Source organism: Flavobacterium sp. GSB-24, from assembly GCF_027924665.1.
Taxonomy (GTDB): domain Bacteria; phylum Bacteroidota; class Bacteroidia; order Flavobacteriales; family Flavobacteriaceae; genus Flavobacterium.
In genome coordinates this window covers 1090258-1116672 of the sequence record NZ_AP027043.1, presented here as the reverse complement: position 1 = coordinate 1116672, position 26415 = coordinate 1090258, and the positions used below count along the sequence as shown (strand labels likewise).

Genomic DNA, 26415 nt, shown 5'->3' with positions numbered 1-26415 from the left:
AATTTATCCCAAATTTAGACATTTAACTTTGGAATAGAAAATACTATTTCGTTATAATTCAATTTAATTAATCGATAAATTGCTTTTTTAGAAGATAAACACTTGTAAATCTTTATTTTCCATTGAAAGTAGTCATGGTATTTTCTAATCCTGCTGTCCCAAAAGTTTTGATAATTTCTGCCGAAGTCTCTAAACGTTCTGGTAATTTTGACTCTTCTTCTTCATTCCACTCTCCTAAAACATAATCTATTTGCTGCCCTTTTTTAAATTGATCACTTATACCAAATCTAAAACGAGTGTATTGTTGTGTATTCAGAACTAAATTTATGTTTTTAAGACCATTATGACCGCCATCGCTTCCTTTTGGCTTAATTCGGATGGTTCCAAATGAAAGGTTTAGATCATCTGTAATGACAAGAATATTCTCTAACGGAATGTTTTCTTTGTCCATCCAATATTTTACGGCTTTACCACTTAAGTTCATATAAGTGTTTGGTTTTAAAAGAAAAAAAGTTCTTCCCTTAAACTTATATTCTGCCATTGAACCGAGTTTTACAGTTTCAAATGATAGACCTTCTTTTTTAGCTAAAAAATCAAGCACTTTAAACCCGATATTATGTCTGGTGTTTACATATTCGGCTCCGATATTTCCTAATCCTACGATTAAATATTTTTTCATATTATCTATGTTCTCTTCTTTTGGTGTTGATGAAAACAGTTTTATTACCCATTTTATCATGTTGCAAAAATAAACTTAATTACGAAATTAAATCCTCTACATTTATAATTTTCTCTAGTTTAAAATTGAAATTGAAACAAATAAATACACAATTAATCTTACAAAAAAACCTTAATCTGTTTAAAAAAAAACATCTTGGGGCAAAATTCCAGTAGGCTTAAAAAGAAATTTGTGCATTCAAAAAAAGGGCCAAAATAAATATCTAAATCGCCCATAATTAAAAGAATACGCTATGAAAAATAAATTTCTTCCTTTGCTTTTTGTGCTAGCCAGTTACGGTGCCTACTCACAAGTAGGTATTGGAACACTGAAGCCAAATGCATCAACACAGCTAGAAGTTGTTGCTTCAGATAAAGGAATTTTAATTCCTCGAGTTCCTTTAACAGGATCTACAGATGCCACAACAATTAAAAATGGAAATGTTAATAGTTTACTGGTTTTTAATACTGAAACCATTTCAGATATAACTCCAGGCTATTATTACTGGTATGTCGATAAATGGTATAGAATTGCAGTTTCTGGAGAAGGAACCGGTATAGGAACAGCAGAAGGCAATGGTATCCCAGGTAAAAAAGGCGATCCAGGTTATCCAGGTAAAAATATTAATATTTATACTGATAAAATAACTAATACAGTTTATGTACAAAATTCAGATGGTACTTGGACTCCTATTAATGGTCATAATGGAGCGACGGGAGCAACTGGCCCAACAGGATTGACTGGAGCGACGGGTGCAACTGGTGCGACTGGAGCAACTGGTGCGACTGGTGCAACTGGAGCAGATGGTGCGACTGGAGCTACGGGTGCGACTGGAGCAACGGGTGCAACGGGAGCGACTGGAGCGACTGGAGCAACGGGAGCAACGGGAGCGACTGGTGCAACTGGAGCAGATGGTGCAACTGGAGCAGATGGTGCGACTGGAGCAACGGGAGCAACGGGAGCAACGGGAGCAACGGGTGCGACTGGAGCGACTGGAGCAACGGGAGCAACGGGAGCGACTGGAGCAACGGGAGCAACGGGAGCGACTGGTGCAACTGGAGCAGATGGTGCAACTGGAGCAGATGGTGCGACTGGAGCAACGGGAGCAACGGGTGCGACTGGAGCAACGGGAGCGACTGGTGCAACTGGAGCAGATGGTGCGACTGGAGCAACTGGAGCCACTGGAGCAACTGGGGCAACTGGGGCTACGGGTGCAACTGGAACCACTGGTGCAACTGGGGCGACTGGTGCGACTGGAGCAACGGGTGCGACTGGAGCAACGGGTGCAACTGGCGCAACTGGAGCAACTGGTGCGACTGGAGCAACGGGTGTAACTGGAGCAACTGGCGCAACTGGAGCTACGGGTGCAACTGGAGCGACTGGTGCGACTGGAGCAACGGGTGCGACTGGTGCGACTGGAGCAACGGGTGCAACTGGCGCAACTGGAGCAACTGGTGCGACTGGAGCAACGGGTGTAACTGGAGCAACTGGTGCGACTGGAGCGACTGGAGCAACGGGTGCAACTGGAGCAACGGGTGCAACTGGGGCTACGGGTGCAACGGGAGCGACTGGAGCGACTGGAGCAACTGGGGCGACTGGTGCAACTGGAGCAACTGGGGCAACTGGGGCTACGGGTGCAACTGGGGCAACGGGTGCAACTGGAGCAACTGGGGCGACTGGGCCATCAGTTCCACAAACAATAACTAAAGGAAGTTTGTTAGCAGGAAGCTCTGTAGTTACAGTAACAGGAAGCGGTAAAGTATTAGATGCAGATATTACTGTTGATGTTGTAAAGAAAGATCTTACTACTACAACACCTGATAATGGCGGGAAGGTATTAAAAGTTGTTTCAGGAACTGGTGCTACACTTGTAAATGCACAAGTAAACATGGTTCCCGCAGTAAACGCACCAGGAATGCTTACTACAAACAAATCAGGAATAATTGAATGGTCGTCGGATATGCCTTGGTTATTAGATGGTAACGACGGTAATAATGGCTTGGATGTAGAAAAAAAATTCGGTACCATCACTAATTTTGATATTCCATTTATTACTAATAATACCGAAAAAATGCGTTTAACAGCAAAAGATGGTTTCTTAGGTATTAACACAAACAATCCAGAAGCCAGAATACACGTAGTAGGAAATGGCGGACTTACGGATGATGTAATCATAGAATCAAAAGGATTCTCCCCATTAATTCAGTTTAGACAAGCTACCTTGGCTTCTGGTCAATCAATAGGAGGAATATGGTGTGGAGGAAATGATTCAGGTATGGACAAATTGAGTTATCTGACTGCTACTTATTTAGGCACTGGAACTAACAAACTTAGTAATATGTTTTTAGGAACCTCTGGATTAACAAGGATGACTATTGATCAAAACGGTTATGTGGGTATTGGAACAACTTCTCCAGTTGCAGGTATACATATGGTACAAGATGCTTCTGATATTAGCAATAGAAGTATTTTTAGAATATCAACTTATACCTCATCAGCTACATCGTATTCGCCTACTATAATTTTTGACAGACAGCGTGGTTCTGCCGCATCTCCTGCTCCTTTAATAACTGGAGATGCCTTAGGATCAATAAGTATGAGAGGAAATACGAGTAGTAGCGCATTAACTGTTTTATCAACAATTGCAAGTTATTATAAAGGTTCTACAGCAACACCTAAATTGAGTGATTTAAAATTTGGAACATCGGATGTAGCCGATCAAATGACAATAGATGAAAACGGGAATGTTTATCCTAGAATGGGTGGTACACAAAATTTAGGTACAGCTACAAATAGATGGGCAGCTGTTTTCGCAGTTAACGGTACAATTCAAATGTCAGATATTCGTTTTAAGAAAAACATTACACCGCTTAAATACGGCTTAGCTGATGTGCTTAAAATTAATCCTATTTCTTATAACTGGAAAGATGACAATAGTGGAAAAGTAAAAATTGGAGTATCAGCACAGGAAGTACAGACTATTTTACCTGAAGTGGTAAATGTCGCTGATGATGCCAATAAAACACTTGGTGTTAACTATGCTGAAATGGTTCCAGTTTTAATTAATGCTATAAAAGAGCAACAAACTCAAATCGAAGAGTTAAAAGCTTTGGTAAAACAATTAGCTGATAAAAAATAATAAAGATTATATTCTTAAATAAGAATAGAACTAAAAATCCGATTACATAACGTAATCGGATTTTTTTATACTTTGTTTTCTTATATTTTTAAATGGTAATTAAACCGTATTATACTGTTATTGACAGTCTTATTATATTGCTTTTCTCGACATCCTTTTTCTGGCTTCTTTAGCCAGGAAAAGATATAGCGGATGGCAGGTTTGTTAGATCTTAAAATAAATAAAAGTTTCTGCTTCTGAGAAATAATTAGATCGCTATTGGAATATGGGAACTAGATAATTGCTTTTAAAGGCTTCGACTCCGCTCAGCCTGACATCAATAAACAAACGCAAACAGATAAACTTAGCCCCTCAGAACCTAAGCCTCTCAGAACCTCAAAAAAAAAGCACCAACCTTTCGATTGATGCTTTTTGTATTGATTTGAAAAAAATTATTTTTTCTTTCCTTTTGCAGGAGCTTTTGCAGCTTTTGCAGCTTCTTGAGCAGCTTTCATAGCAGCACGAGAAATTCTTACTTGAGCAACAACTGTGTTGTCTGGGTGCATAATTTTGTATTCTGGAGCACCAACTTTAGTAACATATAATTTGTTACCCATTTCAAGTGGAGTGATGTCAGCTTCAACAAAATCAGGAAGATTTTTAGGTAAAGCTTTAACTTTTAATTTACGAGTGTTTAAACGTAAAACACCACCCGCAAGAACACCTTTAGATGTACCAACGATTTTTACAGGAACTTCCATTGTGATTTCTTTATCATCAAATAATTGGAAGAAGTCAATGTGTAAAATTCTGTCAGATACTGGGTGAACTTGGATATCTTGCAAAATTGCATTGAATGATTTTCCTTTTCCAAGCTCAATCACAACTGTGTGTGCATTTGGAGTGTAAACCAAGTTTTTGAACGCTGCAGCGTCTGCTGAGAAGTGTACTGCTTGATTTCCTCCGTATAACACGCAAGGAACCGCTCCAGCATTACGTAAGGCTTTAGTTGACACTTTGCCCACGCTTTCTCTTTCTGATCCTTTAATTGTAATCGATTTCATTGTAAAAAAATATAGTTATTAAATAAATATTCTATTTTGCTGTAAGCTTTAAGCAATAAGCTTTAGGCTTTTTCAGAATGTGTAACAATGCTTACAGCCTAAGGCTTAAAGCTTACTGCTTTTACATAATGAATTTTCCACTGATGGAATTATTGTGGTGAACCATTTGCATAACCTCAGCAAATAAAGGCGCACAGCTTACCACTTTTATTTTGTTAGATTCTTTCTTTAACGGAATAGAATCTGTTACGATTAACTCGGTTAATTTCGAGTTTTCGATTTTCTCATACGCACCGCCAGATAAAATAGCGTGTGTACAAATTGCTCTTACGCTTAGTGCTCCTTTTTCGATCATCAGGTCGGCAGCTTTTGCTAAAGTTCCCCCTGTATCGATCATATCGTCTACTAAGATTACGTTACGTCCTTTTACTTCACCAATCAGCTCCATAGTGTCGATAACGTTCGCTGCTTTTCTTTGTTTGTAACAGATTACAACATCTGATTCTAAAAACTTAGAGTAAGCATATGCTCTTTTTGAACCTCCCATATCTGGAGATGCAATTGTTAGATTTTCTAATTTTAAACTTTCTACGTATGGTAAAAAGATTGTAGATGCAAATAAATGATCTACTGGTTTTTCAAAAAATCCTTGAATTTGGTCTGCGTGCAGATCCATTGTCATGATTCTTGTTGCTCCTGCAGCTGTTAGTAAGTTTGCTACTAATTTAGCTCCAATTGGAACCCTTGGTTTGTCTTTTCTATCCTGTCTTGCCCAACCAAAATAAGGCATTACAGCTGTAATATGTCTTGCAGATGCGCGTTTTGCGGCATCAATCATTAACAACAATTCCATCAGATTATCTGCACTTGGAAAAGTCGAACATACGATGAATACTCGTAAACCTCTAATTGACTCTTCGTAAGATGGCTGAAATTCTCCATCACTATACGTTGACATCGTTACTTTTCCTAACGGAATTCCGTACTCTTTTGCAATTTTTTCTGCAAGATAAACACTTTGTGAACAAGCAAAAATTTTAGCTTCTGGTTCTAGGTGCGACATTATAATTTGTTGTTTTTGCTCCGCTGCACTTGTATTATTTGGCCTCCCAATTTTTGGTAAAGCAAAATGCATATAAATGCCTCGGGTGTAGTTAGTTGTGTGTGCTTCGTTTTAACGAGCTGCAAATTTAGAAAATTTATTGGACACTGAAAGGAAAAATTTAAGTATTTTTAGTAGTTGATTTAATTTTATTTTTTACATTTGCACCGTGTTAAAGGAATGACGCCATTTATGACTTCATTCTATTGCGTTAAATAAGTCATTTATGGTTTATTTTTCGTCTGCTAAGCCCGGATGGCGGAATTGGTAGACGCGCTGGTCTCAAACACCTGTGGGAAACCGTGCCGGTTCGACTCCGGCTCCGGGTACAAAAACCTCTTCTTAACGGAAGAGGTTTTTTTGATTTTATACCTTCTGAAGTTCCGCTAGTACAAGTAAAACTGTGATTATTCATTTACTTGAGTGGTTCTAAAACACTCATTCCCCAAGATACTTTTTTGCAACATTATGGTTTTGCCCACTATTTAAACAAAAACAAGCAACGATTTTGTGCTGTTATTTCCCTATCTTTTGAATCAATATTACATTGAGTTCATCACCACATATCCAATTAATTTGATAATTCTCAGCCCTCCATACCATATTAATTTTTGACCACTCGATTTTAAATGAATTGCTTAAATTTTGGAAATCACGTAAGCTTTGCACTGTACCATCTATTAGAGATTCATCTACCTCAGGCTCCATAATGTTTAAGTTAAAATGAGATAATGCATTTTTTAATTCATCGTAACTTTCTTTATACCCAATGGGATTTTGTTTAGTAGCAAATGTTTCAACTCCTTTATTTAAAAACCAAGAATCTATTACCACAGTGTTCTTTTTAAGCCCTTTATTATAAGAACTTACTTGAGCAGTAACTATATTAGATATGCAAAAGATTAGGAAAACAATTTTTTTCATTTTTTGATGATTGGATTTATATTATCCAAATGTAATCTTTATACAATTATCTAGTTTATGGTTTTCCATAATCTATCTTTGAACAAATAGTACCACTATTAAACCTCACAACTCGCCTCATGCAAAACAGGAAAATTGCAGGAATTAGCAATAAAGCACAATTGATTTGCTTTTTTATGAAGTTCTAATGCCAACTCTATTTTGTCTGAATTAGCAATAATAATTTTTGGTTTTAATTTTACCTCAACAAAACGCCCGCTTCCATCTGGACTAACTTCGAGTACTGCTTCGGCATTATCTGAATATTCGAGAACTTCTATTCCGTTTTGAGAACATACATACAAATAAGACATCATGTGGCAGGAAACCAAACTGCTCAAAAGCAAATCTTCGGGATTAAATAATGATGGATCGCCTTTGAATGCTTTCGCTGCCGAGACATTTAAAATGGGCTTTCCTTCAATTTTTATTTGATGGTTTTTAGTAGATCTTGAAACTGGTTCTTGTTGATTTTTGTTTGAAGTCCAATTTAGCGCTGCTTTGAATAAATGTTTCATTTTACTTTTGTTTTCAATTGCTAAGTTAAGATTTATAAGTTGTAATTATTTAATCTCACAAAGTCGCAGTGTCGCAGAGTTTGACACAATATTGTCAGAAATGACAAAAATTCGTGCTAATCCATGTAATTCGTGGCGAAACTTTCAATCATAAAAAAACCTCGAAAGCATAACTTTCGAGGTTTTCTAGAGAATTGAACTAATTAACAAATTCTAAAAATTATTTTTTTACTGAAAACTTAAAAGTTGTTTTCGTTTTATAATTTTCTCCCGGGTTTAAAACCGTTGTTGGGAAATTTTTCTGGTTTGGAGAATCTGGATAATGTTCTGTTTCTAGACATAATCCAGTTCTGTGTGCAAAAGTTCCTCCGTTTGGCATTGGTAAAGTTCCGTCAAGGAAATTCCCTGAGTAAAACTGAATTCCAGGTTCGTCTGTTGTCATTTCCAAAACTCTTCCGCTTGGAGCGTGATATACTTTTGCGATTATTGTTTTTCCTTTTTCAGGATTGTTCAACACCCAGCAGTGATCGTAACCTTTTCCTCTTTCTAATTGTTCGTTTTTAGCTTCGATGTCTTTTCCAATTAATTTCGGTTTTCTGAAATCGAAAGGCGTATTGGCAACATCTTCTAATTTTCCTGTCGGAATTAAAGTTGCATCTACCGGAACAATTTTATCGGCATTTAATGTCAATTCGTGATCTAAGATTGTTTTGGTAAAATCTCCAGATAAATTGAAATAAGAATGCTGCGTTAAATTTATAACAGTTTTCTTATCAGTCGTTGCTTCGTAAAGAACATCTAACTGATTATCATTTGTTAATGTATACGTTACAAAAACTTTTAAATTCCCAGGATAACCTTCTTCCATATCTTTACTTAAGTATGATAATTTCAAAGAAGCTGTGTTCCCTGATTTCACCTCATCGGCTTTCCAAACAACATTAAAATATCCTTGCGGTCCACCGTGCAAAGCATTTGGTGCATTATTGATTGCTAACGAATATTCTTTTCCGTCTAAAGTGAATTTTCCTTTAGCAATTCGGTTTCCATATCTTCCAATCAAAGCTCCAAAAAACGGATTTTCTTTTTCATATTGTGCCAAAGAATTAAATCCAATCACTACATTTTCAGAAACGCCGTCTTTATTAGGCACTTTTAAATCTGTAATTCTACCGCCAAAAGTGATGATGTCTACTTCCATCCCATTTTGGTTTTTCAATTTATAACTGTCTACTTTTTCTCCTTTAGCAGTTGTACCATAAGAAGATTTTTCAATCGTAACTGTAGCTTTTTCATCAGAAGAAACTGTTGTAGTATCCATTTTTTTATCGCTTTTACATTGAACTGAAACTGCAGCCAGACTTAACAGGCTTAAACCGAAAACGCAACGTTTTAATACATTCATATTTGATAATTTTGTGGTTATTGTGAAATGTTAGATGTTAAAGATAATCTGTCACACGTAAAAAAAATGCTATATTTTGACGAGGATTAGACAGATTCGTTTCACGAAAACGCGGAATTACACCGATTTTTTAATATTTAAAATCCGTTTTGATCCGCGATTTTGCATTAGCAAATCCGTTTCATCAGCGTTCTATTTTCACAAAGTGATTTATTACCCAGCAAGCTAAAAGTAACAAAAACTTAGAACCTTAGCAACTTAGTATCTTAGCATCTCAGACTACAATCCGTGTTGAAACAAATGATAGTATGCCTCGTTTGCATTAATTTTATCTTTAAAGTCTCTTACCGTTGTTTTTTCATCAATAACCAACAATTCGATTCCGGCAATGTCTGCAAAATCTTCCATGTATTCTGTTGTTAACGATTGGCTGTAAACTGTATGATGTGCTCCTCCTGCTAAAATCCAAGCTGTTGCAGCGATATCAAGGTTTGGTTTACAATCCCATAAAACTCTTGCAACTGGTAATTTTGGTAATTCAGCCATTGGCTTAATCGCTTCTACTTCGTTTACAATTAAACGGAAACGAGTTCCCATATCTACCAAAGAAACATTGATTGCATCTCCGGCTGGCGAATTAAATACCAAACGAGCTGGATCTTCTTTTCCGCCAATTCCTAACGGATGCACTTCGCAAGAAGGTTTTCCGTCGGCAATAGATGGACAGATTTCCAACATGTGAGAACCTAAAACATACGATTTTTGCGGCGTGAAGTGATACGTATAATCTTCCATGAAAGAAGTTCCGCCTTCCAAACCAATGTTCATTACTTTTAAAGCTCTTACCATTGCAGCTGTTTTCCAATCGCCTTCGCCACCAAAACCATAACCATCGGCCATTAATCTTTGTGTAGCAATTCCTGGTAATTGTTTCCAAGCGCCAAGGTTTTCAAATGTATCTGTAAAAGCTCCAAAACCTCCTTCTTCAAGGAAAGCTCTTAATCCTAATTCGATTTTTGCAGCTTCAACAAGTGAACTTCTTTGCGCTCCGCCTTCTTTTAAAGAATCGGTTAAAGTATACGATTGTTCGTAAACAGCCAATAAATCATTTAGTTCTTTTTCTGTTACTTTCTCAATATGTTTGGTAACATCTGAAGAATCGTATCCGTTTACCGAAACTCCGAAACGAATTTGAGCTTCTACTTTATCACCTTCTGTTACGGCAACTTCACGCATATTGTCTCCAATACGAGCTACTTTTAAGTTTTGAAGTTCGTCCCATCCAAGAACCACTCTTGACCAGATTCCTAATTTTTTCTGAACTCTTTCGTCTTCCCAGTGACCAACGACAACTTTACGTTTTTTACGCATTCTAGACATGATGAAACCAAATTCACGATCTCCGTGAGCAGATTGGTTTAAGTTCATGAAATCCATATCGATGGATCCCCATGGAATTTCAGCATTGTATTGTGTATGCAAATGACATAATGGTTTTTTCAAAATACTTAAACCGCCAATCCACATTTTTGCTGGTGAAAAAGTATGCATCCAAGCAATAATTCCGATACAGTTTTTAGCTGAATTTGCCGCTAAACATACATCTAAAATCTGTGATGGAGATTTTACTACATCTTTGTAAACCACTTTTACCGGAATTGAAGACGAAGCGTCTAATCCTTTTGCAATAATCTGAGAATGTTCTGCTACTTTTCTAAGTGTTTCTTCACCGTATAATTCTTGGCTTCCTACTACAAACCATACTTCTTTTTGAGAAATGTCTATCATTTTTTTATTTTGTTTCAGGTTTTCTTTGTTTCAAGTTTGAAATCGCAGAAAATCTATGTTCTATATTCTATGTTCTTTTTTCTAAATCTAAAATCTGAATTCAAAAATCTAAAATCATTTACTGTCCGTAATACGAATCTTTTCCGTGTTTGCGGTTGTAATGTTTCTTTATTAATGAATCTTTTAATCTTGGTGCGTTTGGGTTGATTTGTAATGTCAGGTACGCCATTTCGGCTACGACTTCTAAAACTTTACTGTTGTAAACCGCTTTTGCTGCGTTTTTTCCCCAGGCGAATGGACCGTGATTTCCAATTAAAACCATTTCTACTTCTTCGTAAGAAAGATTTTTTTCTTTGAAACAATCCAAAATCTGAATTCCGGTATTGTGTTCGTAGTTTCCTTCAATTAAAGAATCTGCCATTGGCGGTGCGCACGGAATATCAGCCGTTAAGTGATCGGCGTGCGTTGTTCCGAAAATCGGAATATCTTGCTGCGATTGTGCCCAAGCCACAGAATAAGTCGCGTGCGTATGAGCCACTCCACCAATATTTGGCCAGTTTTTATACAAATATGCATGCGTTTTGGTGTCTGATGACGGGCGCATTGTACCTTCAATAACATTGTTATCAAAATCTACAATTACAATATCTTCAGGTTTTAAATCTTCGTAAGGAACGCCGCTTGGTTTAATGGCAAAAACACCATTTTCTCTGTCGACAGCGCTTACGTTTCCGAATGTGTAAACCACCAAATTCAATGCATTTAATTGCATATTGGCTTCATAACATTCCTGTTTTAAATCTTTATAAAGAGAACTCATTTTGAGAAATTTTAATGTTTGGATCTGCAAAAGAACTTAATTGTTCATACGCTAAAAGCAGTTTATGATACGCTTCAACTTTATCTGTCTGAGGGAAATATTCTCCATCAAAATCACTTCCGATTTTCTGGCTTGCTTCGATTACGTTCGGATAAATTCCGGCTGCAACGGCTGCGTAAATTGCGGCACCTAAAGCTGGAGTCTGATCTGAAGCTGCGATTTTAATTGGCTTGTTTAAAACATTCGCCAAAGTCTGCATGATAAAAGGGGATTTTCTTGCAACTCCTCCGATTCCAATTACGCTGTCAATTTTTACACCTTCTTCTTCAAAACGATCAACAATTTTCTTCGCTCCAAAACAAATTGCATTTACTAAAGCTTTAAAAATATGAGGTGCTTTTGTTCCTAAAGAAAGATTGGAAATCGCGCTTTTTAATTCCTGATTGGCATCTGGAGTTCGTCGCCCGTTAATCCAATCCAAAGCAATTGGAAGACTTTCTGAAACTGGAATTTTCTCTGCTTCTTTCGTTAATTCAACAATTAATTTATCGCTGAATTCTTCTCTTAATTGTTCTTTTTGAGTATCATTTAAAAGAGACGAAGAACCTAATAAATGTTCTGTCGGCCACATCAATAATTCTTTGTACCAAGCCAATAAATCGCCAAAAGCAGATTGTCCTGCTTCTAAACCAATAAAGCCAGGAATAACTGAACCATCAACTTGTCCGCAGATTCCGCGAACCGTTTTTGTTCCTACTTCATCATAAGAACCAACCAGAATATCGCAGGTTGAAGTTCCCATAACGCGAACCAAAGTATTCTCTTCGATTTTAGCTCCAACTGCACCTGAATGCGCATCGAAAGTTCCAACAGCCACAACTGTATCTGTAGAAAGTCCTAAACGATCTGCCCATTCTTTGCTTAGATTTCCAGCAACTAAATCTGATGTATAGGTTTCATCATATAAATTACCGCGAAGCTGTGCTAAATACGGATGTAATTTTTCTAAGAATTCAACTGGAGGAAGTCCGTTCCAGTCAGCGTGCCACATTGCTTTGTGACCTGCGGCGCAACGGCTTCTTTTAAATATTTTTAAATCTTTATCTTCAATTAACAAATACGTCATTAAATCGCAATGCTCCATCCAAGTGTGTGCTGCATTACGAACTGCTTCGTCTTGTCTTGCAATGTGAAGGATTTTTGCCCAAAACCATTCTGATGAATAAATTCCTCCAACGTATTTGGTTACATCTTCTCCACCCCAGCTTACTGCCAGTTCGTTAATTTCGTTTGCTTCATTTATAGAAGTATGATCTTTCCATAAAACCATCATCGCATTTGGGTTTTCTTCAAAACCTTTTGTTAATGCTAATGGAGTTCCATCTTTTGTAACTGGAACCGGAGAAGATCCCGTTGTATCGATACAAATTCCGCGAACCAACTTGGGATCTACCTTGCTTTCTTTTACAACATTCTGAATTGTAATTTCTAATCCTTCGATATGATCCAAAGGATGCTGGCGAAATTGATTGATGGAAGCATCACAATATTGCTTGTTTTTCCATCTTTTGTAATGAGAAACATTCGATGCCAGCTCCTGTCCATTCTCAGTGTCAATTAGCACCGCGCGAACAGAATCTGTTCCGTAGTCCAATCCTATTACATAATTTTTCATTCGTATTTTATTTTTAAAATATTGACAAATATAGAGATAAATACTTTATAAGTGTATAAAAAACACTTAATTGAAATTGCATAATTAATTTTTGCTATAAATGCATTAAAATAGCATTTTAGCCTTTAATCAAAAAATAAATGTTAACAATACATTTATAATATTGTGATTATTTCACTTCTAAAATAAAAACCTTCACTTTTAAGAAGATATTTTTACATTTATTAAAGATTATTTTCCTTCTAAAACTAATACTGAGAAAGGCGGAATTGTGATTTCAAGCTTTCCTTTTTTATTCTCAAAACCTTTAAAAGCAACCGGAATAATTTTATTCGGATTTTCGAAAGAATTATAATCCTGTAGTTTTGAAGCTGTAATTATAGTCCCTGTAAAATTTTTAACGCCAAGATCTTTTACATCAATTTCGATTTTATTCTTATTTACAGCATCAATATTTACCAGTGAAATATGAACTAATCCTTTTTGATCTTTTGAAACAGATACAGATACAGCCGGAATTGATTCTCCATTAAAATTATATGTCGGGGATTTAAAATTTATCGGAAGTAATTTCGCGTCTTGATGAACGCTATACATTTTCATTACATGATAGGTTGGCGTTGTAATCATCTTGGCTTTGTCGGTTAAGATTACAGCTTGAAGCACATTAACGCATTGTGCCAAGTTGGCCATACGAACCCTATCTGCATGATTATTGAAAATATTTAAAGTTGCTCCCGCCAAGACAGCATCTCGCATTGTATTCTGCTGATATAAAAACCCTGGATTTGTCCCTTTTTGAACTTCATACCAGCCTCCCCATTCATCGACTATCATCGCCACTTTTTTCTCTGGATCGTATTTGTCCATTATGGCAGCATGTTTGGTCACTAACTCTTCCATTTTTAAGGCAGACTGCATGGTCTGGAAATATTCTTTCTCTGTAAAATCAACATCTGCCCCTTTTTTGCCCCAGTCAATTACTGCGTAATGATGAACACCGACTCCGCCCAGCATATTCAGCGGAATGTTTTTCATCAAAACCTCTGTCCAATTGTAGTCAGAACTATTAGATCCCGAAGCAATTCTTGTAATACCTCCAGTATTGTTCCAATCTGATATAAAAGTGGCAAACTTGCGATATTCATTAGCATAATAATCTGCAGTCATATTGCCGCCACAACCCCAGGCTTCATTTCCAATTCCCCAGTATTTTACTTTCCAAGGTTCTGCTCTTCCGTTTTTCTTTCGAAGATCACTCATTGGACTTTTTCCTCCAAAATTGGTATACTGAACCCAGTCTGCTAATTCCTGAACTGTGCCGCTTCCGACATTTCCAGATAAATACGGTTCTGCTCCCAATAATTCACACATATTTAAAAAATCATGTGTTCCAAAACTATTGTCTTCTGTTACGCCTCCCCACCATTGATTTACAATTGTCGGACGCTTTTCTTTTGGACCAATCCCATCTTTCCAATGGTAGGTATCTGCAAAACAGCCGCCGGGCCATCTTAAATTTGGAATTTTCAAATCTTTTAATGCCTTGATAATATCATTTCGAACTCCGTTTGTATTGGGAATTTTTGAAGTATCTCCCACAAAAAATCCGCCATAGATACAGCGTCCTAAATGTTCAGCAAAATGACCATAAATGTTTCTATTTATAATCGGTGCTGCTGCATCATTTTTAACTGAAATAATAACCGATTCTTTTTGAGCTGTAATTGTTTGAATAAAAAATATAGCAAACAAGATTAGTAGTGGTTTTTTCATAATCTGTTGTTGGTTTTGGTTTTCAGAAAATTGCGTGGCTGCAGAATTTCTAAAGATGTTGGTTTTTTAGTTTTATAAGTGTTCGTTTAACATTTGTAAATTTAAACAAAAATAAGTCTCATAAAAAAATAAAATTATCAGAACAACTGGTTGCAAAAAACATATTTCATAATTTTGCCTTGGAAACAAGCATTCTTAAAGGGATTGAACCAAAATATCTTTAAACAAATAAAAAGTTAAGAATCTGAAAAATTGACAAAAAAAAGCAAAAACCATTTGTTTTATAACAACAATCTCAATTTTTGAATTGTGAATATGAAATAATAATCCTAGTGTATATCTCTTTTAAAAATGTTTCTACCTTTGACTCGTTATTTTGATTTGAAATTGAGAAGATTAATAAGTAAAAAACAGCTTTACCTTAGCAATTAATATCGAATACACATAAATATTCTTATTCGCTGCTATTTAACATAAGTGTAAAATCAACATTAATAAATTATGAAAGGTTTTAAGAAGTTTATATATTTACGGTCCAAATTAATTACATATGCTAAATAGTTATAGTTCTGCCGATAAAGTTTTACTGGCGGTTGACTGCATCATTTTCGGATTCGATCATGAGGGTCTGAAAATACTTTTAATCAAGAGAGATTTCGAACCCGAGAAAGGAAAATGGTCTTTGATTGGAGGGTTTTTAAAACGTGACGAAGTTTTAGATGCAGCAGCTATCCGAATACTAAATACCTATACTGGTCTTAACGATATTTATATGGAGCAGTTGTATGCTTACAGCGAAATCGATCGTGACCCCGTAGAAAGAACTATTTCGGTTTCTTATTTTGCTTTGATTAATATTGAAAATCACAACGCAGAATTAATTAAAAATTATCACGCCGAATGGTTTCCAATTAATGATGCACCAAACTTAATTTTTGACCATAATGAAATGGTACAAAATGCCATTAAGAGACTTCGTTACAAAACTTCTGTAAAGCCAATTGGTTTTGAATTACTTCCTGAGAAATTTACCATGCGCCAGCTTTTAGAATTGTATGAAGCGATTTTGAGCAAAGAACTGGACAAAAGAAACTTCATCAGTAAAATTAATTCTTTAGAAATCTTAAATAAATTAGACGAAAAAGATATGCAGTCTTCTCGAAAAGGTTCTTATTTATACACCTTTAATAAAGAGAAATACGAAGAAAAATTACTCAACGATTTTGTTCTAAATTTATAATTGACACGTCGCTATAAAGAATTCCTTACTATAAGAGCAGATTTATTTTCGATCTGCTCTTTTGTTCCTTTCAAAACCATATCGGCCAGAATTTTTCCCATCAATTCAAAATTGGTTGAAATGGTTGTAATTCCGTTGGCAGCAATTTTCTTTAAAGCGGTTTCATTATAAGATATAATTCCAAAATCTTCGCCTAATTTTAGTTTTCGATTTATGGCATTTTCTATAACCAAAAGCAGATCGCGGTCATGAGGAATAATATATAAATCTCCTAAAGCAATAGATTGATTGCTGAAATCCGAAATAATTTCGTAATCATAATTGTATTCCTGACAGAAAGATTCAAAACCAAGTTTCATTCCCGGCGGCTCTCTAAAACCTGAAAAAATCAAAATCAGTTTTTTATATTTTTCCAATCTTTTTTTGGCTTTCAGTAATCCTTCAAAAATATCTTTTTGATGATTTTGATAAATAGCTGGAAACATTTTTAACTCTGGATTAGTCTGATCCAAAATAATTACATCGGTTACTGGTAGGGTTTTTATAGAATCGACGATATCGTTTAAGTTCGTCGGCATGATTATATATTTTGTGTAATTTCCGTTGCTGTCATTTATCAGTTTTTTGAAAACTTGAACATTAAAATGATGAAAGAAAATATCAACCTGAACATTTTTACCAATATTTTTTAGGAACGAATTATAAATATCTTCTTTAAAAATATTAAGCTCGTCAAAAAGAAGAAAAACCTTCTGAGTAATAGTGATTTCAACACTTTTTACATAATAACCTTTTCCTGGAATAGCGTAAATAATTCCTCTTTTTTTCAATTCGTCATACGCCAGAAGCACTGTGTCGCGCGATAAAGAAAAGCCTAAACAGACTTTATTGACCGATGGAAGACGATCTCCTTTTTTTAAATTGCCCTCTTCAATCGCTTTTTCTATTGAAAGAATAATCTGCTTATATTTTGGAAGCCCAATATTATTTTGAATTGAAATGATGTTCACAATAAAGTCATTTTGACTATTAATACTAAAAACTGGTAGGTACTGGTATGCAAAGATAGAGAATGTTTCTATTTTTGGATTTCATTTTTGGTAAAAATAATATGGAAATAAAACACATATCGCATTTAAAGGAGACTCATAATTGCAAATTGTTTGGTTTAATGCCCAATAAAGAAGAAATTTATTCTTTTGAATTGTGTAACAAAAACGGAATGAAAGTTCAGGTCATCAATTATGGTGCAACAGTAACTTCCATCCAAATTCCTTTGAATGAAAAATCGATAGATGTTGTTTTAGGATTTGATAATCTAGAAGCTTACTTAGAATCTTATAATTTACCAAGCGCTCCTTATTTTGGAACTACTGTTGGCCGTTATGCCGGTCGTATTCATAATGGAGCTTTTAGCATAGATGATAAAAAATTTCAGCTTGACGGAAATAATAATGGCAATACGCTTCACGGAGGCAATATGGGATTTGGGAGAAAAGTCTGGAGCGTAACTAATGCTTCAACCGGCGAAAATCCTTCTATTACTTTTGGTCTTTTGAGTGAGCATTTAGATGAAATTTTTCCTGGTGAAATGACCGTTTATTTGACCTACACTTTAAATGAAGAAAACGAACTGCAATTAGAATACAAAGCTGTTTCTACAGAAGATACCGTTATCAATTTGACACATCATAGTTATTTTAACCTTGACGGACATGATGGAAATGTTTTAGAGCAACAAATGTTTATCAAATCGGATAAAATGTTGGAGACCAATCCAGATAATATCCCGACTGGAAATTATACCGATTTAACCAATCATGCTTTTGATTTTAGAAATACTAAAAACTGCCCGTTTCCAATTGACAATTCTTTTGTAGTGAATTCTAAAACAGAAATCGTAGCACAGCTAATCAGCTTAAAAAACAAACTGAGAATGAATGTCTACACCGATCAGCCTAGTGTACATATATATGTAGGAGGAAATTGTTTTGGAAAATTAAAAGGAAAAGAAAATGTCGATTACAATGCGCAAAGCGGTATTTGTTTTGAAACTCAAAATTTTCCAGACGCACCCAATCATAGTCATTTCCCAAATGCTGTTTTGAAAAAAGGCGAAGAGTATAGTCAAAAAACGCTTTACAAATTTGAAAATTTAAACTAACCAAATTCCAAAACCACCATTACACTCACTTTATAATGAATGATATTTTAATACAAAACACTGTTGCTTTTTTTGAGAAATCTTTTGGATCTTCTCCTCAAAAAACGGTACTTTCTCCAGGAAGAATTAATATTATTGGAGAACATATTGACTACAATGATGGTTATGTTTTACCAGCTGCAATTGACAAAGTAATTTGTTTTGCTTTTGAAAAAAACAATACTAAAACTTCTAAGGTAATTGCAATCGATTTAAACGAAGAATTTGAAATTAACCTGACTGAAGAAGTAAAATTGAGTGATGTGGTTTGGACTAATTACATTCGAGGTGTAATTAAACAATTGCAGGATAACGGATTTTCTTTTGAAGGTTTCAATTGTGTTTTCAGCAGTAATATTCCGGTTGGCTCTGGACTATCTTCTTCTGCGGCTTTAGAATGCGGAATGATTTTCGGAATCAAATCGCTTTTCGATTTAAAAATTGAGAAAGTTGACATTTCATTATTAGGACAAAAAGCAGAACACTGGGTGGGTATTAACTGCGGTATTATGGATCAGTTTTCAAGTGTTCATGGTCTTGAAAATAAAGTGATAAAATTGGACTGCAACACTTTAGATTTCGAATATCACAATGCCGATTTTAAAGATTATTCATTGATTTTATTAGATTCTAATGTGAAACATTCGCTTTTTACATCAGAATACAATACCAGAAGAATTGAATGCGAAGAAGGTTTATCAATCATAAAAAGTCATTTTCCAGAAGTAAAAAGTTTTAGAGATGCTTCAGAAGCACAGGTTTTGAGTCTTAAGGATAAAATGACTGAAAAAGTTTTCAGCCGAGTTCATTTTGTGGTTAAAGAAATTAATCGTGTCATAAAAGCGTGCGAAGCTTTAGACAAGGGAAATATTGAACATCTGGGAGAATTACTTTTTGAAACTCATTATGGTTTATCACAGGAATATGAGGTAAGCTGCGAAGAGTTAGATTTCCTTGTAGATACTGCAAAAAATGACGAATCTATCATAGGTTCTAGACTTATGGGAGGCGGTTTTGGAGGTTGTACAATTAATTTAGTTAAAAAAGGTCAAGAAAATGAGGTAAAACATAAGTTTTCAAATCTTTATTTAGATAAATTTGGAATTGAATTAAAATTCTATGATGTAAAAATCTCAAACGGAACAACACTACTTTAATACCACAACACACTACAATGAAAAATTTTGACATTAACGAAGATCCTCACAGACGCTTCAATCCTCTAATCAACGAATGGGTCTTGGTTTCACCTCATCGTGCAAAACGCCCTTGGCAGGGACAAAATGAAACTATTTCTACGGAAGAACTTCCAAAATACGATCCCACTTGTTATTTATGTCCGGGAAATGTTCGTGCCAATGGAGAAACTAATCCAGTATACGAAAACAGTTTTGTTTTTGAAAATGATTTTGCTGCGATGAAACAAGAGGAAATTATTTTTGAAGACGATATTAAACATACTTTCTTTAAAGTAAAACCAGAACAAGGAATTTCGAGAGTGGTTTGCTTTTCGCCAAGACACGATTTGACTCTCCCAGAAATGGAAATTGCAGATATTGAAAATATTATTAAAACCTGGCAGAAAGAATATACTGATTTAGGAAACATCAAGTACATTAACCACGTTCAGATTTTTGAAAATAAAGGAAGTGTAATGGGCTGCAGCAACCCGCATCCGCATGGGCAAATCTGGGCACAGTCTTCTTTACCAACTCAGGTTGAAAAAACGCATAACAGTTTAAAATCATATTACGATAAAAATAGAAGAACATTGTTGGAAGATTATGTTCAGGCCGAATTGAAAACTGGGGAGCGTATTGTAATTGAGAACGATCACTTTGTAGCGTTAGTGCCTTTTTGGGCTATTTGGCCATACGAAACTATGATTGTGAGCAAAAGAGCTGCCAACAAAATCACCGATTTTTCTGCTGAAGAAAGCAACGCTTTTGCTAAAATTTTAAAACAATTAACAACGAAGTACGACAATTTATTTAATACTTCTTTCCCTTATTCTTCAGGAATTCATCAATCGCCAACAGATGGATTTGATCATGCGGAATGGCATTTTCACATGCATTTTTATCCGCCGTTGTTAAGATCGGCAACGGTAAAGAAATTTATGGTAGGATATGAAATGTTAGGCGAATCGCAGCGTGATATTACACCAGAAAAAAGTGCTGAAATTTTAAGAAAGCTTTCAGATGTGCATTATAAAAGTCTGGTAAAAGCCTAATGGTTTGCCGGTGCAATAAAGCTAAATGCTAAAAATTTAACACAATTTCGATTGAATAAATGTAAAAAACACATTTACCAGTAGCTGATTTCTAAATTTTTATTTTACATTTGGCTTCCGCTTTTATTTTCGTAAAAAAATAACAGAAATAAAACACATCTTGCATTTTTAACAAGATTACACAACATAAAAAACAATTTAGAACCAAACAAACAAATTTAACCCTATAATAATTATTTAAAATACTACTAACAATGAACCAAAACCTCGCTTTCGCAGATTATGCGGTTTTTATTATCTATTTTATCGTAGTCTCGGTCTACGGTTATACCGTTTATCGCAAACGTAAACAAGACGAACAAGATGCTAAAGCTTACTTTTTGGCTGAAGGAAATTTAACTTGGTGGGCAATTGGAGCTTCTTTAATTGCTTCTAACATTTCTGCAGAACAATTCATCGGAATGAGCGGTGAAGGTTTCTTTTTAGGAATCGCTGTTGCTGCTTACGAATGGCTTGCTGCCGTTGCACTTATTATTGTAGCTGTGTGGTTTATTCCTGTATATCTTAAAAACAAGATTTACACAATGCCACAATTCTTAAAAACACGTTACAACGAATCTACTGCTTTGATTATGGCAGTTTTCTGGTTGTTTTTGTACGTTTTTGTAAACTTAACTTCTATTTTATATTTAGGGGCAGTGGCTATTAACGGTCTTGCTGGTGGAGAATATCTTCATGCTATTATGATCGGTTTGGCTGTATTTGCTTTATTTATTTCTCTTGGAGGAATGAAAGTTGTGGCTTATACAGACGTTATTCAGGTTGCTGTATTAATTATTGGAGGTTTGGTAACTTCTTATATTGCATTAGTAACTGTTGGAGAAAAGCTAGGAATAAGCAGTAGTGCAATCGAAGGATTCAAAGTATTAATGACTGAGGCGCCTGAGCATTTCAAAATGATTATTCCAAAACCAACTGCAGCTTCTTCTCAATTAGAAATTGATAAATATTTGACTTTCCCAGGTTTGATGTCTTACCTTGCTGGTATCTGGATTATCAACTTAAACTATTGGGGCTGTAACCAATACATCACGCAAAGAGCACTTGGAGCAGATTTACAAACAGCTCGTACAGGAATCTTATTTGCTGGTATGTTAAAATTATTAATGCCGCTTATCGTAATGCTTCCTGGTATTGCTGCTTACGTTTTATACACAAACGGACATTTACCTCAATTAGTTGGAGGAAAAGACGGAGCTTATTCTGCTGTATTAACTTTCCTTCCAACAGGATTAAAAGGTCTTTCTGTTGCGGCTTTAACGGCTGCGATCGTAGCTTCTTTGGCTGGAAAAGTAAACAGTATTTCTACAATTTATACATTAGATATTCATAAAAAATATATTCAAAAAGAAGCTGGAGAAAAGCAACAGGTAAACATTGGTAGAATTGCCGTTTTTGCTGCAATGCTTTTAGCCGTTCTATTTACTTGGAATGACGTTTTAGGAATCGGTGGTGTCGGCGGATTTACATACATCCAAAAGTACACTGGATTCATCAGCCCTGGAGTTTTTGCTATGTTCTTCCTTGGTATGTTCTGGAAAAGAACTACTGGTGCAGCAGCAATCGTGGGTGTAATTTTAGGATTCGCATTGTCAGTTTTATTCAACGAATACGCTCCTGCATTATTTGGAAACGATACACTTTTATACACAGCTTATCCTAACGGAAAAGGAGCTTTCGAAATTCCGTTCCACATTTGTATGGGATTATCATTCTTCTTTACTATGTTAGTGATGATCTTGATGAGTTTCGCTGGTCCAAAAGTAAACCCTAAAGCATTCGAAACAGAACCAGGAATGTTTAAAGTTAAACCGCAGACAACAGTCTTAATCGTAATTACATTATTGATTATTGTGGCGCTTTATGTTAAGTTCTGGTAATAAATTATCAGTTCTATTCTCTCTATTTTTACAGCTGTTGTTTGTCATGAACAACAGCTGTAAATTTTTAAAAAAAGTTCTAACACATAGAAATAAAAGCCACGAATTAATTTTCTAAATAAAAAATTCGAGTTAATTCGTGTAATTCGTGGCAAAAAAAATCGCAATAAATTATAATACATAAAAATCATGCAGTTATCATTAACCCAAAAAATCATTATCGTTACTGGAGGCGCAAAAGGAATTGGTTTAGGAATCGTTAAAGTTCTAGCCGAAGAAAATGCAATTCCGTTTATCGTTGGACGTAACGAAAATGATAACATCAAAGCCGTAGAAGAATTAAAAGCCATTGGAAAAGAAGCGCATCAAGTTGCTGCCGATCTTACCAAACCTGAAGACTGTAAAAAAGCCGTTGAAGCCGTAATCGCAAAATTCGGCAGAATTGACGGACTTGTAAATAACGCCGGCGTTAATGACGGTGTTGGATTAGAGAATGGAAATTATGAAGATTTCGCTGCTTCGCTTCATAAAAATTTAGTGCATTATTATTTAATGGCACAGCATGCGCTTCCATATTTGAAAGAATCAAAAGGAGCAATTGTAAATATTGGTTCTAAAACTGCCGAAACAGGACAAGGCGGAACCTCAGCGTACGCTGCTTCAAACGGAGGAAGAAATGCTTTAACCAGAGAATGGGCCGTTGAATTATTAAAATACAGCATTCGTGTAAACGCTGTAATTGTAGCAGAATGTTACACACCGCTTTACGAAACGTGGATTAATACTTTTGAAAATAAAGAAGAAAAATTAGCCGCAATAACTAAAAATATTCCGCTAGAAAACAGAATGACAACGGCAGAAGAAATTGCTAATATGGTGGTTTTCTTATTGTCTGAAAAATCAAGTCATACTACTGGACAGATTATTTATGTAGATGGCGGTTATACCCATTTAGATCGATCTATTTAAAATATTTTTTTTGCCACGAATTACACGAATTAACTAGAATTTTTTATTTAGAAATTAATTCGTGGAAATTGGTGTAATTCGTGGCTATATTTTTTATTTCACGCATATCTAGCAGATTGGGCAGATTTAAAAAATCCCTTTAATCTTTATAATCTGTGGCAAAACTCATCTTCGCATTATTTTTAAAATCAGATGGCGTTATTCCTTTAACTTTTTTGAAAAGTTTATTAAAATTTGAAGCTGTTTTATAACCGCATTCGTATGCAATTTCAGACATACTTTTATCGGTTTCCAGCAACAATTTACAGGCATTTGAGATTCTGATTTCGTGCAGATAATCCACAAAATTTTTCTTTGTTTTAACTCTGAACATTCTGCAGAAAGAAGTCCGAGTCATATTCGCGACAGCGGCAATTTCTTCTAAAGAAATATTCTTCTTGTAATTTTTATTCACATATTGAAAAACTTCTGAAAGACGATCTACTTTTGAATCTTTCTGCATCAAAGAATAAATTTCGTCATTGATATAGATCGTATCCTGACTTTCTGAAAGAATAGACAAAATCTCAAAAAGTCCGACAATTACCTCAAAGTCTTTTTTTGAAACTAACTTCTCCAGTTTTTTAGCAATCTGCTTATTGGTTTTTCCGATAATCGAAATCCCTTTTCCAGCCTGAAAAAAGAGTTCGTTGATTTTTTGGGTTTCTTTTAATTCGTAAAAAGTCGGTCCGAAAATATCTTTATGAAAATATACGACAATCGAATTGGCTTTTAAATCTTCAATTCCCTGATAATATTTCTCGTCATTTAGCCAAACGTGCGGAATATCAGAACCTAAAAAAACCATATCGCCGGGTTCAAATGGCATTACCGAATTTCCGATAATTCGCTTGCCATAACTCTCTTTTACATACACCAATTCTAATTCGGGATGAGAATGAAAGGGCGCTTGAAAAAAAGGCTCAACACGATTTAATACCGAAACTTTTGTATTGAGATAAGACGCTATTTTGGTTTGTTCCAATTTCATCATGCAAAGATAATTAAAGATTATACACGGATAATATTAGACTAATAATAAAAGGCTAAAAAAACTAATTTTATTTTTCGTTTACTGCCCAAATTTTAGGGAAATCAAAGTGCTTAACTTCTTCCCTAACTACAGAAAACGACAACACAAAAAAGAAAAAAAACAACAAGACAATGCTTGATACAACTAAAAAATTAGTGGTAAAACTGCATCCAGACGATAATGTTCTGGTAGCTTTAACCGACTTGCCAAAAGGAGAATCTATTCTTTTTGAAAACGAAACTTACGTTTTACAAGACCTCATCAAAGCCAAACATAAATTCTACATGCAGGACATGAAGCAGGGAGAAGAAGTAAACATGTACGGTGTTTTGGTCGGAAAAGTACAATGCGATGCGGCAAAAGGGAGTTTAATGACGACCGAAAACTTAAAACACGCCGCAGATCCCTACGCTTACAGAAACGCTTCTTACGAATGGAATGCCCCTGATGTTTCTAAATTTGAAAACAGAACTTTTAAAGGTTACAAAAGAAAAGACGGACGTGTTGGAACAGCCAATTACTGGCTTTTTGTTCCGACGGTTTTTTGTGAAAACAGAAATCTTGATGTTATTAAAGAAGCATTACACAAGCAATTGGGTTATGCTGTAACAGACAAATACAATCAATTTACGCACGAATTACTGGAAGGTTATTTGAACGGAAATGACATTAATGATATTAATATTGAATTAAATCCGACTCCAAAAAACAAACGTGTTTTTGAAAATGTAGACGGAATTAAATTCTTAAATCACCAAGGCGGCTGCGGTGGAACGCGTCAGGATGCTTCTACTTTGAGTGCTTTACTAGCTTCTTATGCCAATCATCCAAACGTTGGTGGAATCACGCTTTTGAGTCTAGGATGCCAGCATTTACAAGTTCAGGATTTTGTAAATGATGTAAAAAGACAAAACCCAGAATTTGACAAACCGTTGTTTATTTTTGAACAGCAGCAGACAGAAAGCGAAGAAGTTTTGATTACCAATGCCATCAAAAAGACTTTTGAAGGTTTAATTGAAATCAACCAATATGAAAGAACTGATGCGCCTTTGAGCGATTTATGCATTGGTGTAAAATGCGGCGGAAGCGATGGTTTCAGCGGTGTTTCTGCAAATCCTGCTGTGGGTTACACATCTGATTTAGTAGTGGCTTTAGGCGGAAAAATTCTTTTGGCCGAATTCCCAGAATTATGCGGCGCTGAACAGAATTTAATTGACAGATGTATTACGGAAGATAAAGCCAAAAAATTCATAGATTTAATGGAATCTTATGATGAACTGGCGCATAAAGTGGGTTCTGGTTTTCATATGAATCCGTCACCAGGAAACATCAAAGACGGATTAATTACAGATGCTATCAAAAGCGCTGGAGCAGCCAAAAAAGGCGGCACTTCTCCTGTTGTTGATGTTTTAGATTACACCGAATTGGTTACAAAACCAGGATTGAGTTTAGTTTGCACACCAGGAAATGATGTGGAAGCAACAACTGGAAAAGCGGCTTCTGGAGCAACTTTAATTTTATTTACTACTGGATTAGGAACTCCGACAGGAAACCCAGTTTGTCCTGTAATTAAGGTGGCGACAAACTCTGTTCTAGCAACAAGAATGAAAGATATTATCGATATTGACTGCGGACCAATTATCAGCGGTGAAAAATCTATTGAAGAAATGGGCGAAGAAATTTTAGAATATTGCATCAAAGCAGCAAGCGGCGAAATTATTCCGAAAGCAGTTCAATTAAACCAAGACGATTTTATTCCGTGGAAACGCGGCGTATCTTTGTAAAAGACTATTAAAAACAACTCATAAAAA

General features: G+C 35.5%; 20 protein-coding genes and 1 tRNA gene. 9 read left to right on the top strand and 12 right to left on the bottom strand.

The genetic code is table 11. The features are described from left to right. Positions 1-112: 112 nt before the first annotated feature. A complete protein-coding gene (pth, locus tag QMG60_RS05080; protein ID WP_281867093.1) occupies positions 113-739 on the bottom strand; it encodes an aminoacyl-tRNA hydrolase in 627 nt (208 codons plus the stop codon). A gap of 232 nt (positions 740-971) precedes the next feature. Between pth and QMG60_RS05075 the strand changes: the two genes are divergently transcribed. Further along, positions 972-3857 carry a tail fiber domain-containing protein gene (locus tag QMG60_RS05075; RefSeq protein WP_281867092.1) on the top strand — a complete coding sequence of 962 codons (2886 nt, stop codon included), beginning with the start codon at positions 972-974 and terminating at the stop codon, positions 3855-3857. Between the two features lie 431 nt (positions 3858-4288). Here the strand turns inward: QMG60_RS05075 and QMG60_RS05070 are convergent, their stop codons facing one another. Together QMG60_RS05070 and QMG60_RS05065 are read right to left on the bottom strand one after the other, a co-directional pair. Next, complete coding sequence (locus tag QMG60_RS05070; protein WP_057115570.1) at positions 4289-4900, bottom strand: 50S ribosomal protein L25/general stress protein Ctc; 612 nt, start codon at positions 4898-4900, stop codon at positions 4289-4291. A gap of 121 nt (positions 4901-5021) precedes the next feature. Continuing rightward, positions 5022-5963, bottom strand: a complete 942-nt coding sequence (locus tag QMG60_RS05065) for a ribose-phosphate pyrophosphokinase (RefSeq protein WP_057115983.1) — start codon at positions 5961-5963, stop codon at positions 5022-5024. 288 nt (positions 5964-6251) lie between these two features. On the opposite strand from QMG60_RS05065, the gene QMG60_RS05060 reads away from it, so the two are divergent. Beyond that, positions 6252-6331: transfer RNA gene (locus tag QMG60_RS05060), tRNA-Leu, on the top strand. A 187-nt stretch (positions 6332-6518) separates the two neighbouring features. Here the strand turns inward: QMG60_RS05060 and QMG60_RS05055 are convergent. From QMG60_RS05055 to QMG60_RS05025, 7 genes are all read right to left on the bottom strand, one after another. Further along, complete coding sequence (locus QMG60_RS05055) at positions 6519-6926, bottom strand: hypothetical protein (RefSeq protein WP_281867091.1); 408 nt, start codon at positions 6924-6926, stop codon at positions 6519-6521. Positions 6927-7024: 98 nt separating this feature from the next. Continuing rightward, positions 7025-7483: an OsmC family protein gene (locus QMG60_RS05050; RefSeq protein ID WP_281867090.1), complete on the bottom strand. Its 459-nt coding sequence runs from the start codon at positions 7481-7483 to the stop codon at positions 7025-7027. Between the two features lie 220 nt (positions 7484-7703). Next, positions 7704-8888 carry an aldose epimerase family protein gene (locus tag QMG60_RS05045; RefSeq protein WP_281867089.1) on the bottom strand — a complete coding sequence of 395 codons (1185 nt, stop codon included), beginning with the start codon at positions 8886-8888 and terminating at the stop codon, positions 7704-7706. 279 nt (positions 8889-9167) lie between these two features. After that, positions 9168-10676: an L-arabinose isomerase gene (gene araA / locus QMG60_RS05040; RefSeq protein ID WP_057115567.1), complete on the bottom strand. Its 1509-nt coding sequence runs from the start codon at positions 10674-10676 to the stop codon at positions 9168-9170. Positions 10677-10794: 118 nt separating this feature from the next. Beyond that, entirely contained in the window at positions 10795-11496 is a 702-nt protein-coding gene (locus QMG60_RS05035; RefSeq protein ID WP_281867088.1) for an L-ribulose-5-phosphate 4-epimerase, read from the bottom strand. Beyond that, entirely contained in the window at positions 11480-13171 is a 1692-nt protein-coding gene (locus QMG60_RS05030; RefSeq protein WP_281867087.1) for a ribulokinase, read from the bottom strand. The genes QMG60_RS05035 and QMG60_RS05030 overlap by 17 nt, the downstream gene beginning before the upstream one ends. Positions 13172-13402: 231 nt before the next feature. Beyond that, the gene (locus QMG60_RS05025; RefSeq protein WP_281867086.1) at positions 13403-14947 is read right to left on the bottom strand and encodes an alpha-L-arabinofuranosidase C-terminal domain-containing protein; all 1545 of its coding nucleotides are present in this window, start codon (positions 14945-14947) and stop codon (positions 13403-13405) included. A gap of 550 nt (positions 14948-15497) precedes the next feature. Between QMG60_RS05025 and QMG60_RS05020 the strand changes: the two genes are divergently transcribed. Beyond that, positions 15498-16187, top strand: a complete 690-nt coding sequence (locus QMG60_RS05020) for an NUDIX domain-containing protein (RefSeq protein ID WP_057115563.1) — start codon at positions 15498-15500, stop codon at positions 16185-16187. A gap of 11 nt (positions 16188-16198) precedes the next feature. On the opposite strand, the gene QMG60_RS05015 is transcribed toward QMG60_RS05020, so the two are convergent. After that, positions 16199-17197, bottom strand: a complete 999-nt coding sequence (locus QMG60_RS05015) for a GntR family transcriptional regulator (RefSeq protein WP_134138880.1) — start codon at positions 17195-17197, stop codon at positions 16199-16201. Between the two features lie 101 nt (positions 17198-17298). Between QMG60_RS05015 and QMG60_RS05010 the strand changes: the two genes are divergently transcribed. The 5 genes from QMG60_RS05010 to QMG60_RS04990 all read left to right on the top strand — a co-directional run bounded on the left by QMG60_RS05010 (position 17299) and on the right by QMG60_RS04990 (position 23532). Next, entirely contained in the window at positions 17299-18351 is a 1053-nt protein-coding gene (locus QMG60_RS05010) for an aldose epimerase family protein (protein ID WP_281867085.1), read from the top strand. Between the two features lie 35 nt (positions 18352-18386). Then, complete coding sequence (gene galK / locus QMG60_RS05005) at positions 18387-19547, top strand: galactokinase (RefSeq protein ID WP_281867084.1); 1161 nt, start codon at positions 18387-18389, stop codon at positions 19545-19547. Positions 19548-19564: 17 nt separating this feature from the next. Next, a complete protein-coding gene (locus QMG60_RS05000; RefSeq protein ID WP_281867083.1) occupies positions 19565-20623 on the top strand; it encodes a UDP-glucose--hexose-1-phosphate uridylyltransferase in 1059 nt (352 codons plus the stop codon). A 254-nt stretch (positions 20624-20877) separates the two neighbouring features. Further along, on the top strand, positions 20878-22563 hold the full coding sequence (locus tag QMG60_RS04995; protein WP_057115558.1) for a sodium/sugar symporter: 1686 nt from the start codon (positions 20878-20880) through the stop codon (positions 22561-22563). 189 nt (positions 22564-22752) lie between these two features. After that, positions 22753-23532 (top strand): SDR family oxidoreductase, encoded by a 780-nt coding sequence (locus QMG60_RS04990; RefSeq protein ID WP_057115557.1) that lies wholly within the window; start codon positions 22753-22755, stop codon positions 23530-23532. A 139-nt stretch (positions 23533-23671) separates the two neighbouring features. Here QMG60_RS04990 and QMG60_RS04985 read toward each other — a convergent pair whose 3' ends face one another. Beyond that, positions 23672-24565: an AraC family transcriptional regulator gene (locus QMG60_RS04985; protein ID WP_281867082.1), complete on the bottom strand. Its 894-nt coding sequence runs from the start codon at positions 24563-24565 to the stop codon at positions 23672-23674. Between the two features lie 170 nt (positions 24566-24735). Here QMG60_RS04985 and QMG60_RS04980 point away from each other — a divergent pair, with 170 nt between their 5' ends. Continuing rightward, the gene (locus tag QMG60_RS04980) at positions 24736-26388 is read left to right on the top strand and encodes an altronate dehydratase family protein (protein ID WP_281867081.1); all 1653 of its coding nucleotides are present in this window, start codon (positions 24736-24738) and stop codon (positions 26386-26388) included. The last annotated feature ends 27 nt before the right edge of the window (positions 26389-26415 follow it).